This is a genomic window from Pseudomonas sp. (assembly GCF_035554175.1).
Taxonomy (GTDB): domain Bacteria; phylum Pseudomonadota; class Gammaproteobacteria; order Pseudomonadales; family Pseudomonadaceae; genus Aquipseudomonas.
Genome location: NZ_DATMIV010000047.1, coordinates 69,108 through 85,405, shown reverse-complemented (window position 1 = coordinate 85,405; position 16,298 = coordinate 69,108). Strand labels below are relative to the sequence as shown.

Annotated in this window: 16 protein-coding genes; all 16 read right to left on the bottom strand. The window is 59.6% G+C overall.

Annotated elements, in window-relative coordinates; translation table 11 throughout:
- Positions 1–6 precede the first annotated feature (6 nt).
- Positions 7–1,365: a flagellar protein export ATPase FliI gene (gene fliI, locus VNV36_RS20560; RefSeq protein WP_325719978.1), complete on the bottom strand. Its 1,359-nt coding sequence runs from the start codon at positions 1,363–1,365 to the stop codon at positions 7–9.
- Complete coding sequence (gene fliH / locus VNV36_RS20555) at positions 1,355–2,161, bottom strand: flagellar assembly protein FliH (protein WP_325719976.1); 807 nt, start codon at positions 2,159–2,161, stop codon at positions 1,355–1,357. The genes fliI and fliH overlap by 11 nt, the downstream gene beginning before the upstream one ends.
- 4 nt (positions 2,162–2,165) lie before the next feature.
- Positions 2,166–3,185, bottom strand: coding sequence for a flagellar motor switch protein FliG (gene fliG / locus VNV36_RS20550; protein WP_016771079.1), 1,020 nt, complete (start codon positions 3,183–3,185; stop codon positions 2,166–2,168).
- A complete protein-coding gene (fliF, locus tag VNV36_RS20545; RefSeq protein ID WP_325719973.1) occupies positions 3,178–4,965 on the bottom strand; it encodes a flagellar basal-body MS-ring/collar protein FliF in 1,788 nt (595 codons plus the stop codon). Before fliF ends, fliG begins: the two co-directional genes overlap by 8 nt.
- 14 nt (positions 4,966–4,979) lie before the next feature.
- Positions 4,980–5,309, bottom strand: coding sequence for a flagellar hook-basal body complex protein FliE (gene fliE, locus VNV36_RS20540; protein WP_325719971.1), 330 nt, complete (start codon positions 5,307–5,309; stop codon positions 4,980–4,982).
- A 128-nt stretch (positions 5,310–5,437) separates the two neighbouring features.
- A complete protein-coding gene (locus VNV36_RS20535; protein WP_325719969.1) occupies positions 5,438–6,820 on the bottom strand; it encodes a sigma-54-dependent transcriptional regulator in 1,383 nt (460 codons plus the stop codon).
- 5 nt (positions 6,821–6,825) lie between these two features.
- Positions 6,826–8,037: a sensor histidine kinase gene (locus tag VNV36_RS20530; RefSeq protein ID WP_325719967.1), complete on the bottom strand. Its 1,212-nt coding sequence runs from the start codon at positions 8,035–8,037 to the stop codon at positions 6,826–6,828.
- 110 nt (positions 8,038–8,147) lie between these two features.
- Positions 8,148–9,623 (bottom strand): sigma-54 dependent transcriptional regulator, encoded by a 1,476-nt coding sequence (locus tag VNV36_RS20525; RefSeq protein WP_041479014.1) that lies wholly within the window; start codon positions 9,621–9,623, stop codon positions 8,148–8,150.
- Positions 9,624–9,795: 172 nt separating this feature from the next.
- The gene (gene fliT, locus VNV36_RS20520) at positions 9,796–10,092 is read right to left on the bottom strand and encodes a flagellar protein FliT (RefSeq protein WP_016771085.1); all 297 of its coding nucleotides are present in this window, start codon (positions 10,090–10,092) and stop codon (positions 9,796–9,798) included.
- An 11-nt stretch (positions 10,093–10,103) separates the two neighbouring features.
- Positions 10,104–10,502, bottom strand: a complete 399-nt coding sequence (gene fliS, locus VNV36_RS20515) for a flagellar export chaperone FliS (protein ID WP_325719964.1) — start codon at positions 10,500–10,502, stop codon at positions 10,104–10,106.
- Positions 10,503–10,631: 129 nt separating this feature from the next.
- Positions 10,632–12,083, bottom strand: a complete 1,452-nt coding sequence (gene fliD, locus VNV36_RS20510) for a flagellar filament capping protein FliD (RefSeq protein WP_325719962.1) — start codon at positions 12,081–12,083, stop codon at positions 10,632–10,634.
- Between the two features lie 80 nt (positions 12,084–12,163).
- Positions 12,164–12,520, bottom strand: a complete 357-nt coding sequence (locus VNV36_RS20505) for a flagellar protein FlaG (RefSeq protein ID WP_325719960.1) — start codon at positions 12,518–12,520, stop codon at positions 12,164–12,166.
- Positions 12,521–12,592: 72 nt separating this feature from the next.
- A complete protein-coding gene (locus VNV36_RS20500) occupies positions 12,593–13,444 on the bottom strand; it encodes a flagellin domain-containing protein (RefSeq protein WP_325719958.1) in 852 nt (283 codons plus the stop codon).
- Between the two features lie 242 nt (positions 13,445–13,686).
- Positions 13,687–13,953: a hypothetical protein gene (locus VNV36_RS20495; protein WP_325719956.1), complete on the bottom strand. Its 267-nt coding sequence runs from the start codon at positions 13,951–13,953 to the stop codon at positions 13,687–13,689.
- On the bottom strand, positions 13,950–15,239 hold the full coding sequence (locus VNV36_RS20490) for a motility associated factor glycosyltransferase family protein (RefSeq protein ID WP_325719954.1): 1,290 nt from the start codon (positions 15,237–15,239) through the stop codon (positions 13,950–13,952). Before VNV36_RS20490 ends, VNV36_RS20495 begins: the two co-directional genes overlap by 4 nt.
- 87 nt (positions 15,240–15,326) lie before the next feature.
- The gene (locus VNV36_RS20485; RefSeq protein WP_186532051.1) at positions 15,327–16,253 is read right to left on the bottom strand and encodes a ketoacyl-ACP synthase III; all 927 of its coding nucleotides are present in this window, start codon (positions 16,251–16,253) and stop codon (positions 15,327–15,329) included.
- Positions 16,254–16,298: the final 45 nt, after the last annotated feature.

The following is a 16,298-nucleotide window of genomic DNA, read 5'->3' as shown; positions in this document are numbered from 1 at the left end:
GGCCGGTTACCCGCCCGCCGCTGGGGCGAACAGGGTTTCCAGATAGGCCTGGCTTTCACCCAAGGTGATCTTGTCGTTGAGACCCTGACGCTGATACCTGACCAACTGCGGCTGCAGGGAAATCGCCAGATCGGTCTCGCGATCGCCGCCGGCGACGTAGGCGCCGACGCTGATCAGATCGCGACTCTGTTGATAGCGCGACCACAATTGCTTGAAATACTGCGCACGCTGCATGTGATCCGGCGAGACCACCGCCGGCATTACCCGGCTGATGGATGCTTCGATATCGATTGCCGGATAGTGACCTTCCTCGGCCAGACGCCGCGACAGCACGATGTGACCGTCGAGCACACCGCGCGCCGAGTCGGCAATCGGGTCCTGCTGGTCGTCGCCTTCGGACAGTACGGTGTAGAACGCCGTGATCGAGCCACCGCCCTTTTCCGCGTTACCGGCGCGCTCCACCAGTTTCGGCAGTTTGGCGAACACCGATGGCGGATAACCCTTGGTCGCTGGCGGCTCACCGATGGCCAGAGCAATTTCCCGCTGGGCCTGAGCGAAACGGGTCAGCGAATCCATCAGCAGCAGGACGTTCTTGCCCTTGTCGCGGAAATACTCGGCGATGCGCGTGCAATACATCGCCGCACGCATACGCATCAGCGGCGCATCGTCCGCCGGCGAGGCAACCACCACTGAACGTTTGAGGCCTTCTTCACCGAGGATATGCTCGATGAATTCCTTAACTTCGCGACCGCGCTCACCGATCAGGCCGACGACGATAATGTCGGCCTCGGTGAAGCGGGTCATCATGCCCAGCAGCACCGACTTACCGACACCGGTACCGGCGAACAGGCCCAGACGCTGGCCCCGGCCGACCGTCAGCAAACCGTTAATGCAACGGATGCCGACGTCCAGCGGCACGCTGATCGGGTCACGGTTGAGCGGGTTGATCGTCGGGCCATCCATCGGCACCCAGTCTTCGGCCTTCATGCCGCCCTTGCCGTCCAACGCGCGGCCGGCGCCATCGAGCACCCGGCCGAGCATGCTCATGCCCATCGGCAGACGACCGGTATCGGCCAGCGGCACCACGCGGGCGCCCGGGGCGATGCCGGCGACGCTGCCGACCGGCATAAGGAAGACTTTGCTGCCGGAAAAACCCATGACTTCAGCTTCCACCTGGGATGGGTGGTAGCTGTCGTCATTGATCACCATGCAGCGGGTGCCCATGGCGGCGCGCAGGCCTTCGGCTTCGAGGGTCAGGCCGACCATGCGCAGCAGCCGACCCTCAAGGATCGGCGCGCCGGCCATCTCGGTGGCCTCGGCGTAGGTGCTCAGGCGCTTGGCGAAACTGGTGCGTTCAAGGCGCATCGCTGGCGTCCGTGCGCGGCTCGACGCGGTCGACAGCCGCTGGACTGTCTTCAGGGATTTCCAGGCTCAGATCAGGCGCTGCCGGGTGCAGGGCCTGTTCGTGCAACTGGTCGAACAGCTTGGCCATGACCTGGGTCACCCGCGATTCGACACTGGCGTCGATGCGACTGTGCTCGGTTTCCACCCGGCAGCCACCGGGCAACAGCGACTCGTCTTCAACGATGCGCCAGGTTTCCTCATGCCGCTCGCGCAAGGCTTTGACTTGGGCGAAGTCCTGCGGATTGACGTACAGGCGCACGTTTTCCACACCCAGCGGCAAGAGCTTGAGGGCGTCACGCATGACGTGTTCGATCTGCGTCGAATCGATGGCCAGCTCACGCTTGATCACTTGTCTGGTGATGTGTTGCACGAGGTCGACCAGCGACTTTTCAATTTGTGTGTCTTGCTCGGCGATCGGCTCGAACAGGTTGGCCATCAGCAGCTCAAGGCTGGCGATTTTCGCCGCCAGCGTTGTTTCGGCTTCCTGACGCACTTTCAGTGTGGTGCTGTGAAAGCCTTCCTTTTCACCAATGGCGAAGCCCTCGTTGTAAGCCTCCTGACGGATGCTTTCGAGTTCTTCCAGTGTCAGTGGCTGGACTTCTTCCAGCGGCACTTCTTCCATTTCCGGCGGTTCGGGCTCCGGTTCCGGCTCGGGTTCCGGTTTCGGCGGGTCGAAGCTGGGCAGTGCCCAGGATTCGAAGCCGCGAACATCGCGGGCGCGGATCAGATCCGTCACAGACTCGTCAGGCTTATCCATGGGCTTAGATCATTTCCTCGCCGCCCTTGCCACCGAGCACGATCTCGCCGGCTTCAGCCATACGACGGGCAATGGTGAGGATTTCCTTCTGCGCGGTTTCGACATCGCTGACGCGCACCGGGCCTTTGGCCTCGAGGTCGTCGCGCAACAGTTCGGCGGCACGCTTGGACATGTTCTTGAAGATCTTTTCCTTGACGCCTTCGTCCGAACCCTTGAGGGCCAGCACCAGCACATCGGAAGAGACTTCGCGCAACAGCGCCTGAATGCCACGGTCGTCGACGTCGGCGAGGTTGTTGAACACGAACATGAGGTCTTCGATCTGACCGGACAGGTCTTCGTCGACTTCGCGGATCGAGTCCATGAGCTGGCCTTCGATCGAGCTGTCGAGGAAGTTCATGATGTCGGCGGCACGCTTGATGCCACCCAGGGTGGTGCGCGAGGCATTCGAGTTGCCCGAGAACTGCTTCTCGAGAATCTGGTTGAGTTCTTTCAAGGCTGCCGGTTGCACGGTGTTCAACGACGAGACGCGCAGGATGATGTCCAGTCGCACCTTGTGGTCGAAGTTACCGAGCACTTCACCGGCCTGATCCGGGTCGAGGTACGCGACCACGATCGCCTGGATCTGCGGGTGTTCGTAGCGGATGACGTCGGCGACTGCGCGCGGCTCCATCCATTTCAGACTGTCGAGGCCGCTGGTGTTGCCACCGAGCAGGATGCGATCGATCAGGCCGTTGGCCTTGTCTTCGCCCAGGGCCTGGGTGAGCATCTTGCGCACGTAGTCGTCGGAACCGACGCCGAGGCTGGTCTGATCGCCGACGATGTCGACGAACTCGCTCATCACCTGCTCGACCTGCTCGCGATGGACGTTGCCCATCTGCGCCATGGCCACGCCGACGCGCTGGACTTCTTTCGGGCCCATGTGGCGCAGCACTTGCGCAGCATCGGTCGACCCCAGGGACAGCAGCAGAATCGCGGCTTTGTCGACCTTGGTCAGTTTGACGGTAGCGGCTCGGTTATCACTCATCTGCGTTAATCCACTCTTTCACGACCTGAGCCACGCGACCCGGGTCTTCAGCTACCAGACTCTTGATTGCATTCAGTTGCGCGTCATAACCCTCACTCGGGCTCGGCAACAGAATGCTCTGCGGACCACCGAGGCTCACGCGGTCGTTGGCCAGTTCGCCGTCCAGGCCGCCCATGCCACCGAGTTCCACGTCGCTGCCCAGACCGGCCAGCTCCTTGCCTTTGCCACCGCCGGTGATGTTGTTGAGCACCGGACGCAGCACACCAAACACCAGTACGAGGATGAACAGAACACCCAGCACTTGTTTGACGATGTCCCAGAACCATGGCTGGGAGTAGAACGGAATATCGGCAATCACTTCGCCGCGCTCGGCGGAGAACGGCATGTTGATCACGCTGACGCTGTCACCACGGCTGGCGTCGAAACCGACGGCGTCCTGCACCAGACGGGTGAATCGCGCCAATTCGTCGGCGCTCCACGGCGCGCGGCTGGTTTCACCGTTGGCCGGGTTGACCTTGACCTGATCGTCGACCACCACCGACACCGACAGGCGATTGAGTCGGCCCTGCTGCTGTTTGGTGTGGCTGATCGAACGGTCGAGCTCGAAGTTCTTGGTGGATTGTTGACGCTTGTCTGCCGGGTACGGCGCGAGCATGGGCTGGCCGGTGGCCGGGTCCATGATCTGCTGACCGTTGGCGTCAACCAGCGGCTGACCCGGCTGGATCATACCGGCCGCTGCGGCAGTGCCACCGGTGGTTTGCGGCGCCGAGGCTGGCGACGGTGGCTGGTTGCTCAGGGCACCCGGCACACCTTGCGGGCCATTGCTGGCGGTGCGTTGTTCGTTGACCGACTGCTCGCTGCGCAACGCCGGCTGGTCCGGGTTGAACTGCTCGGCAGTCGATTCGACGGCACTGAAATCGACATCGGCCGAGACCTCAGCCTTGTAGCGATCGTTGCCCAGTACCGGTTGCAGAATATTGTGCACGCGTTGGGTGAGCATGCTTTCCATGCGGCGACTGTAATCGAACTGCTTGCCGGCCATGGTCATTTCGGAGTTCTCCGCCTGATCGGAGAGCAGGTTGCCCTTCTGATCGACCACGGTGATCTGCGACTTGCTCAGCTCGGGAACGGAAGTCGCCACCAGATTGATGATCGCTACCACCTGACCCGGCTCCAGCGAACGCCCGCTGTACAGTTCGACCAGCACCGAGGCGCTTGGCTTGCGCTCGTCACGGACGAACACCGAACTCTTCGGAATCGCCAGGTGCACGCGAGCACCCTTGACGTTGTTCAGGCTGGAGATGGTCCGCGCCAGTTCGCCTTCCAGGCCGCGACGATAACGGGTCGCTTCCATGAACTGGCTGGTGCCCAGACCCTGTTCCTTGTCGAGGATTTCAAAACCGATGTTGCCGTCGCTGGGAGTGACACCAGCGGCAGCGAGTTTCATCCGCGCACGGGACAGGTCATCGGCCTTGACCAGCAAGGCGCCAGAGTTAGGTTCTACGTTGTAAGGAATGTCAGCGGCGGCCAGGGTCTCCATGACCTGCTTGGCGTCCATGCCGGCAAGGCTGCCGTACAGTGGGCGGTAATCCGGCTGCTGCGACCACAGCACCACGGCAAAGCCAATCGCCACGCTCGCCGCCAGTCCGACCAACAGGCCGACCTGACGCAGCATGGTCATCTGGGAGAGATTTTCCAGAAAGGACAGGCCGAACAGCGGCGGTTTGCCGTCGATCGGGGTGGCCTTGGCCGGAACGTTATCTGCGACTGCATCTGCCATGACTTATTTCGCCCTTAAACCGGCATCTGCATGATGTCTTGGTAAGCCTGAACCAGCTTGTTGCGCACCTGGGTCAGAGCCTGGAACGATACGCTGGCTTTCTGCGATGCGATCATCACGTCGGTCAGGTCGACACCGCTCTTGCCGATCTCGAACGCGTTGGCCAGTTGAGTCGACGCCTGCTGGGTATCGCTGACTTTATTGATCGCCTGACCGAGCATGTCGGAAAAGCTGCTGCCTGCCATTTCAGGGACAGCGGTAGTCGATTTACGCGCAGACATGGCATCCACTTTCATGGCCTGCATGTCCATCATCAACCGATTAAATTCAATACCTTGGCTCATGGTCTACTCTCTTGGGCGGCCCGCAATTTTTTGACACTCACTCGGCGGGTACACAGGTATTAGCAACAAGGGTGCCAGCTCATGGGCACCCTTCTGAGAAAAGCATCTGGAATGTTTTGCAGCATTCGTCAGGTGGCGAACAGATAACCTTCGACGTCCATCCCGGCATCGCGCATCTGCGCCAGTTTGTAACGCAAGGTGCGCGGGCTGATGCCGAGCTTTTCGGCGGCTTCCTTGCGGCGACCACGCTCGGCGCGCAGGGTATCGATGATCATCTGAAACTCCCGGCGGCGCAGGTCATCGCCCAGCGCACCGGAAGAATCCGCCTCGATTTCCACTTCGCGAACCACCGGAGCAGCGACCGACGAGGAGGCGAATGTCACCGCCCCAGCCAGGCAAAAATCCTGCGGCTGGATCAAACCGCCCTGCTGCAGGATCAGCGCACGCTGAATAGCGTTGTCCAGCTCACGCACGTTGCCCGGCCACGGATACGCGGTCAGGCAGGCTTGCGCGTCGGGGGACAGCTTGGCTGCTGCATGCTTCATTTTATTGACGTGCCTGGCCAACAACTTCTCGGCCAGCGGCAGGATATCGGCAGTGCGCTCGCGAAGTGGACGCCAGGCCAACGGAAAAACCGACAAGCGGTAAAACAGGTCTTCACGAAAGCGTCCCGCCGCCACTTCACCGGCCAGATCGCGGTTGGTCGTCGCGACCACGCGGATGTCGAGGCTGATCGGCTTGCGCCCGCCCACCCGCTCGACCTCACGCTCCTGCAGCACACGCAGCAGTTTGGCTTGCAGGCCCAGAGGCATTTCGGAAATTTCATCAAGCAGAAGAGTGCCGCCGTCAGCCTGCTCGAACTTGCCGGCCTGCGAGGCGATAGCGCCGGTGAACGAGCCCTTTTCATGGCCGAACAATGTCGCTTCAAGCATGTTGTCAGGGATCGCCGCGCAGTTGATCGCGATGAATGGCTGACTGGCCCGCCGCGATTGCTGGTGAATGTAGCGCGCCAAGACTTCTTTACCGGTGCCGGATTCGCCGGAGATGAGGACAGTCGAATCACTGCGCGCGACCCGTGCCGCGAGTTCAAGCAATTGCACACTGGCCGGCTCTACCGCGATGGGCCCGTCCGCCTCGCCAGCGTCAATGCTGCCCAGCGCATGCCGCGCTACCAGATCAAGCAGCGCTTTGGGCTCGAACGGTTTGACCAGGTAATCCGCCGCCCCTTGACGCATGGCATCGACCGCACGCTCGACCGCGCCGTGGGCGGTCATCAGCAGGACAGGCAATTGCGGTTGGCGTGCGCGCAGCAAGGCGAGCAGTTGATGACCGTCCATGCCCGGCATGTTGACGTCGCTGACCACCAGACTGAACGCTTCACGTGCCACGGCCGTCAGCGCTTCCTCGGCGCTGCCGACCGCGTGATAGTCGTGGCCTGCCAGCAGCAGCGTATCGGCCAGCGCTTCGCGCAGCGAACGGTCATCCTCGACCAGCAACACCTTGATGCCCATGACGTTTATTCAACTCCCTGTGCAGCGCAAAACAGCGGCAGGCTGACCTGCGCGCAAGTGCCACGCCCGACTCGTGAACGCAGGGTCAATTCTCCCTGATGGGCACGGGCCACCGCTTTGACCACGGTCAGACCAAGGCCGGTCCCGGTGACTTTGGTAGTAAAAAACGGCTCGCCGAGGCGCGCCAGAACTGTTGGCTCAATGCCGCTGCCAGTGTCGCTGACACACAAGCGCAGGGTGTTGCCTCTGGTATAGCAATGCACTTTCAGGCGCGCCTCGCCGGCGCTGGCCTGGATGGCGTTTTCAATCAGGTTCAGCAGCGCTCCGACCAGCGTGTCGCGATTGCACAGCAGCTCACCGGCATGGCTGTCGCACTGCCAGCGAATTGGCAGATCCTGTACGTGGGTCAGTGCGGCGGCCTGCAGCGATTGCATCAAGGTTTGGGGAGTGAGGCGGTCGGTCAGCGGCAACTCACCGCGGGCGAACACCAGCATGTCGCGCACCTGGTGCTCCAATTCGTGCAGACGCTCTTTCAGACGCCCGGCGAAGCGCTGCTGGGTTTCGACCGGCAATTGCTGCTCAGTCAAATGACTGGCGTAGAGCAACGCGGCGGACAGCGGCGTACGGATCTGATGCGCCAAGGACGCAACCATTCGCCCCAGCGAAGACAGACGTTCGTGGCGCGCCAGTTGATCTTGCAGATGACGGGTTTCGGTCAAGTCGTTAAGCAGCACCAACTGCCCCGGCTCGGCATCCAGCGAGCGGGTGGAAATCGACAGGCGTCGCCCGTTTTTCAAGGAAATTTCGTGGCCGTCGTCTTCACGCGGGGCGAAGCAACGGGCGATCACGTGGCGCCAGAGCTCGCCTTCGAGCGGCGAGCCGAGCAAGTCGATGGCGGCCGGATTGGCTTCGCGGACCAAGCCGTGGCCATCGATAACGATCACGCCGCCGGGCAACAGGTCGAGAAGATTTTGCAGGCGATTGGCCAAGCGCTCTTTTTCTGCCAGCTCCTGCATGCGCTGGGCACTGACCACGGCCAGCTCACCCTTGAGCTCGGACACTCGCGCCTCGAGCAGACTGTAGGAGTCGGTCAACTGGCTCGACATCTGATTGAACAACTGGAACGCGTGCTCAAGTCCCTGACGGCTGGCCTGCTCTACGGACGAGGGTTGCCCCACGATATTGGAGGCAGAGGAGATCTGGGCGGCTTGGGGCATTGTGCTCTCTCGCTTGGCTGACCGTCAGTGAAACGGAACGTTGCGAGGGATGTAGCAATACCCGTGCCTAAAAAAAACCGCTTATAAATGAAGCAGTTGAAAAACAGGCGTCAATCATCCGCCTGTTCATCTCCGCCGGCTCGGCTCATGCCGTACTTGCGCATCTTCTCCACCAGCGTGGTGCGACGAATGCGCAAGCGTTCAGCGGCACGCGCCACGATGCCGTTGGCGTCGTCCAGCGCCTGCTGAATCAGGCCCTGCTCCAGACCACCGAGGTAGTCCTTGAGATCCAGGCCTTCCGGCGGCAGCAGTGCGTTGGCGCTGAAATCCGGGGTATGGCCGTTGATCGCCACGCGCTCTTCGAGATCGCTGCGCAGGCTATCGACCATTTGTTCGTCTTCATCGTCGACGTAGCGGAATTTCTTCGGCAACTCGACCACGCCGATCACGCCGTACGGGTGCATGATCGCCATGCGCTCGACCAGGTTGGCCAACTCGCGGACGTTACCCGGCCAGCCGTGACGGCACAGCGACATGATCGCCGCTGAATTGAAACGGATCGATCCGCGCTTTTCGTGCTCCATGCGCGAGATCAGTTCGTTCATCAACAGCGGGATGTCTTCAACGCGCTCACGCAGCGGCGCCATTTCGATCGGGAATACGTTCAGGCGATAGTAGAGGTCTTCGCGGAACGAACCGATCTCGATCATGCTTTCAAGATTCTTGTGGGTCGCGGCAATGATGCGCACGTCGACGCTCTGGGTCTTGTTGCTGCCCACGCGCTCGAAGGTGCGCTCCTGCAGCACGCGCAGCAGCTTGACCTGCATCGGCAGCGGCATGTCGCCGATCTCGTCGAGGAACAGCGTGCCGCCGTTGGCCAGCTCGAAGCGCCCGGCACGGCTGGTGATCGCGCCGGTGAAAGCGCCCTTCTCGTGGCCGAACAGTTCGCTTTCCAGCAACTCGGCCGGAATCGCCCCGCAGTTGACCGGTACGAACGGTGCGTCGCGGCGCTTGGAGTGGTAGTGCAGGTTGCGAGCGACCACTTCCTTGCCGGTGCCGGACTCGCCGAGGATCAGCACGCTGGCGTCGGTGTCGGCCACCTGCTGCATCATCTGGCGCACGTGCTGAATCGCACGGCTGGTACCGACGAGGCTGCGGAAAAGGTTGGGTTCGCGGTGACGGCCGCGCTCGCGGGCCTGGTCGTACATCTCGCGATAGACCTGGGCGCGGTGCAGCGAATCGAGCAATTTGCTGTAGCTGGGCGGCATTTCCAGGGTCGACAGCACGCGTCGACGCTGGTCCTCAGGCAAGTCAACGGAAGAATTATCGCCCATTAACAAAACCGGAAGGAACTCATCCCAGGTTGCGAGTGTCTTTAGCAAGCCCAAAAGCGCGCCAGGAGCATTGACCGTCCCGATCAGTACGCATATGACCTCACGACTAGACGACAAAGAGCCGACTGCCTGCTGCCAGTCATGGCTGCCGCAGGGTAAATTTTCTTCGCCAAGAAAATTCAAAATCACCGCCAGGTCGCGGCGGCGGACGCTATCGTCATCGATCAGCAGAATTTTGGTTTCACGCCACATGCAATAGCAACTTCCCTAGTCAACTCAATGCCCGAAAAATAAGGCAAGCGAGACGCTTGCAGGACACCATGTGCCTGTAGACGCCCTAAACCTGATAATAGCCACTAGTTAAGTCAAAAAACCGTGCACAGTCAAATTTATGGCGCACATCTCTGGATTAACTGACGGTTAATTAACCAAACAGATGGTAAACCTTTGCAGCCTTTTGCGCTTGGGTGATCTGCGACATCTCGTTGGCTATCGCCTGCCGCTCCCCCATCGCCACCTCAAGAAGCTCCTTATAGACAAACAGCAGCTCCTCGAGGTTGTCGCGCAGCGCAACTTCGTCCAGCGAAGCTTCCGCCATGACGTCTTCCATGCAGGAACGGCAAGCCAGATCCAGCTCGCCAATGGCTTCCCAGTTGCGCTCGGCCAGGGCACCGACCAATGCTTCACGGGTATCGGCTATTCGCTGCAATACAAGACTCATGGTGATCTCCTTCAGAACTGCGGAGCCGGCACAGGCGCGATGGCGTCCCAGCCTTCTTTTACCGTTGTAAGCAAGCCAGCCACTTCATCAAGGACACGCGGATCGCTGCTGATATTGGCCTCGGCGAGGCGCTTCATCATGTAGATGTACAGGCTGTCCAGATCGGCCAGCGCCTCTGCGTTGTTTTCAAGATCGAGGCCTTCGCGCAAACCACTGACAATGCCGATGGCTTTGCTGATCGCTGTGCATTTTCCGGGGATATCTTTGCGCTCGATGGCGCCCTTTGCCTGAGCAATTCGAGCCAGACCACCTTCCATCAACATTTGCACCAGGCGGTGCGGGCTCGCTTCGGACGCCTGCGCATGGGCGCCGACTTTCTGATACTGCCGAAGGGCTAACATCGGATTCATGTTCTACCTCATTGCCGCGTTGACTCGTATAACCAGTGTATCGCCAACCGGCCCGAAAACTTTAGATTAAAAGACAAAAACCCGGCGCACGCCGATAAAGCGTAGCCGGGTTTTTGTCGTTGCTGCCTGTTATTTCGCGGATTGCTGAGCGTTCAGAGAAGCAAAGAACGACGTGATATTGTTCGCCGTCGCCTTCATCTGTCCCACTAACAAATCCATGGCGTTGTATTTGGCGGTCAACGTCTTGGTCAGGTTGGCTACCCGCAGATCCAGCGCCAGTTGCTGGTTGGTCAGAGTCTTGGTGTTGGCAATCAGCGAATCAAGACGCTGATCCAACAGTCCCTTGGACTTGCTGTCCATTGGCTTGAGATACGGATCAACCGCTTTGCTCATGCGCGCCAACAAACCATTGGTGTCGTTGGTGCCTGTAAACAGCTGCTGCACCTGACCGGTCATACCGGGCTGGGCCATGGTTTTGTTGAACGCTGCAGTATCGAAGGTCAGGTTACCGGTCAGACGATCAGTCATGACACCCAACTGCGACAGTACAGCCAGCGGACCACCGGCGCCCGGCGCAGTCAGTTGCGCACGAATGTCGGCAATCATCGAACGCGGCAGTGCATCGCCGGTGAACGCGGCCTGTACGGTCAGCTTGCCATCTTCATCCGGTGTCGCCTTGGACAGCGTGTCGATGGTGTTTTTCAACGTGTTGTAGGCATCGACAAAAGCCTGGACCGAAGTCTGCAATCCTTTTGTATTGGCCTCAACGCCAACAATCGCAGGCGTCGGAGGCGTGCCAGGGCTAACGGTTACCAGATTCAGTGTCAGTCCGCTGACCGCACCCGTCACTGTGTTGCTCTTGCTGGTCACCGCCAGACCATCAATGGTCAACTCGGCATTTTGCGCAACACCGTTAACAGCACCTGAAGCACCCGCCGCCGGACTGCTGCCCATCAACTGGGTGCCATCAATTTCCAGACCCGCAATGCCGCTGACACTGAGGTCAGAGCCAGCACCTGTCTTGCTCGAGCTGATAACCAGGCGCGAAGCACCCGTGCTGTCGGTTACGATGTTGGCAGAGATACCGTTGGCGCCCTGAGCCTTGTTGATCGCGTCACGCGTAGTCTGCAAGGTAGCGTTCGCCGGGATATCGACGTTGTAATCAGTGCCATTCTGACTGATTTTCAGGGTACCACTCGGAATGGCACTGGCGGCACCGCCGGCGAAAGAGGCACTGGCAATTTTCGAGCCCGTTGCCAGCTTGTTGACCACGACACTGTAGTTACCCGCTACCGCGGTGCTGTCAGATGTGGCTGTCAGAATGTCGGTTTTGCTCGATGTCGCCGTGAAGCCGGCAAAGGCAGGGTTGGTCTTGTTACCCAGATTGTTCATCGCCGTCTGAAACGCAGTCAGCGCGCTCTTCAACGAACCAACGCCGGAGATTTTCAGCGTGTTGGTTTTGGTCGCAGCGTCGATCTGCGTTTGCTTTGCCGACTTATCGGCGTTGACCAGCGCAGTAACGATCGCGCCGATGTCCAGACCGGAACCCAGTCCGGAACCCGGTAGAATTGGACTTGCCATGTGCATCTCCCTTCATTGTTGCCATTCTTTTGACCGTTACAAGCGTCCTGAAAATGGGCAAACACTATTCATGCCAGCTATCAGACTTTAGCGTCGAACAGCACGTGGCTTGCATTGGCGAGACTGTCAGCCAGCTTGAGGGCTTCTGCGGAGGGGATCTGTCGCACGATTTCACCCGTTTCGCTTGCGATCACTTTTACAATGACCTTACCGGAATGCTCGTCGATGGAGAACTCCAGATTGCGCTTGATCGACTGGACGAACTTCTCGATCTCCTGCACCGCCAGTTTCAACTTGGCGTCGTCCGAACCCTGACTCCGGGCAGCGACCGGCGCTTCAGTCTTGACAACTTCAGGCGTTTCTGCCGGTTTGTCAGCTACCGGCGTAACTGGCTTGGGAGCCGGATAAGACACGTTAAGCTTTACGCTCATGTCCATGCCCATCACCTCTTAACGTAAAAAAGCGAGAGAGCACGACCAGCGCACTCCCCCGCTCAAACTTGTTCCGAATTACTGAAGCAGCTTCAGTACAGCGGAAGGCAGTTGGTTGGCCTGAGCCAGAACCGAAGTCGAAGCTTGCTGCAGAGTTTGCTGCTTGGTCAGGTTAGCAGTTTCTGCGGCGAAGTCGGTGTCCTGTACACGACCCTGAGCAGCGGTGGTGTTTTCAGTGATGTTCTGCAGGTTGGAGATGGTGGTGGTCAGACGGTTCTGCGAAGCACCGAGGCTGGCACGGGTTGCACCGATGGCAGCGATAGCAGCGTCGATCGCAGTGATCGCGTTGTCGATGTTGGTAGCAGCAGTAGCAGCGTCTGCACCGCTCAGTACAACAGTAGCGCTACCTACGGACAGGCTCACGGCGTCGAACTTGGAGCTCAGTACCAGGTCGATGTGGTTAGCCGAACCGGTGTTTGCGCCAACTTGCAGAGTTACAGTACCAGCGGTACCGTCCAGCAGGTTTTTGCCGTTCAGGTTGGTAGCAGCCGAGATACGGGTGATTTCGTCAGACAGCTGAGCGAATTCCTGGTTGGTTGCAACCTGGTCAGCAGTACCGTTGGTACCGTTACGGGCTTTAACAGCCAGTTCACGCATACGCTGCAGGGTATCGGTCGAAGCTTGCAGAGCGCCTTCAGCGGTCTGGGCAACGGAGATACCGTCGTTGGCGTTCTGGATGGCCTGGGTGTTACCACGGATTTGCGAAGCCATGCGGTTGGAGATCTGCAGGCCAGCGGCGTCGTCTTTGGCGCTGTTGATTTTCAGGCCGGAAGACAGGCGCTGCATCGAAGTGGACAGAGCGTCGGAAGCGCGGTTCAGGTTTTTCTGAACGTTCAACGATGTGGTGTTGGTGTTTACTGTTAAAGCCATGACGAATTCCTCGTTGGTTGGGTACTGCGGCTTCCGGCCCTGGCAACCGCCGGGTATGGCCTAGAGAACCTTCGTAATAGTTATCGTCGGGTTTGCAGGTTGCTTGAGGGCTTTTTGAAAAAATTTTGCCATCACCACGCCACCCCCGAGAAAACAAAGACTTAGCCGCACATCCAGCGCGAAAAAATGACGTCATAAAAACGCCTGTACCGCAGAGCCGCGGGCCAGCGCCATCGAGCGCTTCAGCGCTGCTCATCTTCCAGCAATTCAACCAGCTCGTATTCCATATAGTCGGCCAGACCCAGCCAGTCCCGGCGTTCCTGACAATCGAGCATTTGCATGAGCACTTGCGCCCAAATCTGCTGCACTTCCACCGAGGCAGATGACAGACATTGCTGAGCCTCTTCGAACACATCGACCATGGTCAACGCCGCTTCGACGTCACGCCCCAAGCGGAACAAAGTCGCGCATTGGCGGCACTGGTTCTGGCATTGACTCAGCGCACTCATTGCACGAACTCCGGATTGAAAGCGGCACCGGCAATCAGCGCACCGGCGCGGCTGCTGTTGAGAAATTCGACCTGTGGATGCGCGGCGATGTAACGCTCCAGCACACACAGATAGCCGCGAAAATTCAGCTGGGTGCTGACGCGCTGACCATGGCCATCGCGCACCCAGTGCCGCGCCTGGGCCAGCGGTGGCCCCAGGTCGCCATCGCCCCAACCGGCGTGAGTCTTGTTCATCGGAAAGGCAAAGTCAGCGCCAAACAAAGTGATTCGGGTCGCGCCCATTTTTACCGCGAGATCCACCGCCGGATGAATCACGCTACCACCGACGTGCAACTCACCCCGCGGATATTGTTTTTTCAGCTCGGCATAAATCGGGCTCGCCGAATAACCGCCATAGCGCTTGCCCTTCCACGCCTTCAATACCTGCGGGTCGCTCATCGGCAGGTACACCAGCGTAATCCCGTCGGACGCCTCGAACGGCAGATGGCGGAAACCGATGCGCTGATCAATACTCACCACCAGATCAGGCACGATGCCATGCTCACGCAACGGCCGGTACGCAGTGTCGACACAGATGAGAAGCGGGCGTTCGACCCCCTGACGAATCGCCGCCAGACGCTCGAAATGCTGCTCCAGCGTCGGCCCGGTGGCGATCACGTAGACCTCCCGCCCAACGCAGCTGCCGAACAATTGCGCCACATCAGCATCGCCGAGCAACACCGGCAGACACTCCTGCAAGCGCTGGCGGATTTCCGGCGACTGCGGGTCGAAATCGCGATTGTTGAACGTCAGGTGCACTTCGTTGATCAACCGATCGCGAACCTTCGCGTTGAAGTCATCCGCCAGCAGCATCTCAGCCGGCAAGGCAAAGAACGGCGTGAAGAAGTCGGGGTGATCGCCGGCGTAAAACAGTTCGACACGAGGATCCTCCAGCCACTGGCGCTGATCAAGCAGGTGCAGCACCAGCGCGAATAGCGCGCCATTTAGGATGTGCACGTACAGGCGCTCGAGTCCCACGCGCTCAAGCAGCGCACCGGGCAAGTCGCCGAGGCCGGTGCCATAGACGTGAAGACGCGGTTTCTCCGGCAGGCTCGCCGCCTGAACCTGCGCTTCATGCAGGCGATCATGGCGGCTGGTGAGCTGAATGCCGTCGACGCTCAGCGTCGAGCCCAGTCCTTGCACGAGTTCGGCCTGCACCGACGCGCTGTCTTCGGCCATCAGTCGCTCGAACAACGCCGGCCAGCGCCGTTGCAACACCTCGGCGTTGGCTTGAAAAAACTCGCTCATCGCGACTCGCGCTCCCTTCCAGGCAAAAAAATAGCGTTCAAGGTTAACCTTGAACGCTATTTTTGTATCCGCCGTTTTTACTCGGACTCAAGGGCGATAGATGATCGCCGAACCCCACGACAGACCGACGCCGAAACCGCTCAGCGCAATACGCTGCCAATCGGAATCGATGACGTGTTTTTCCAGCAGCAACGGAATGCTCGACGACACGGTATTCCCGGTCTCGACCATGTCCTTGATGAACTTCTCCGGTTCGCCTTCGAAGCGCCGCGCCACGGCATCGACAATCGCTGCGCTGCCCTGGTGAATGCAGAATGCATCGATGTCATCGGCTTTCAGCCCCGAATCGTCAAGCAGCTCATGCAAGTGCGCCGGGACCTTCAGCAGGGCGAAGTTGAAGACCTGACGGCCGTTCATGAAGAACACGCCGTTGCTGACTTTCAGGTGCGGGGCGCCGGAACCGTCGGTGCCGAACTTGGCCTTGCCCAGCGCCCAGGTCGGGTTTTCGCCCATCCAGGTTGCGGTGGCGGCATCGCCGAACAGCATGGTGGTGTTGCGGTCCTCCGGATCGACGATTTTCGAATACGGGTCAGCGGTGATCAGGAGGCCGTTCTTCAGGCCGGCGGCTTCCATGAAGCCCTTGATCGCGTAGATGCCGTAAACGTAACCGGAACAGCCCAGCGAGATATCGAACGCGGCTACGTTGGTGGGCAGGCCGAGTTTGTCCTGAACGATTGCAGCGGTGTGCGGCAAGCCTTCTTCATCACCGTTCTGGGTGACCACAATCAGCGCATCGATCGACTCACGTTTCAGTTCAGGATTGCTGGCAAACAGCGCATTGGCCGCTTCCACGCACAGATCGGAGGTTTCCTGCTCAGCGTCTTTGCGCGGCAGGAATGCCGAGCCGATCTTGCCAAGGATGAATTCTTCATCCTTCTCGAATTTTGCACCTTGTGCGTAATTGTCCACGCCGGCTACAGGAACGTAGCTCGCAATGCTTTTTATGCCAATCATTACGGCTTCCCAATAAAAAACAGCCCAAGACCACCGCTCGCAAGG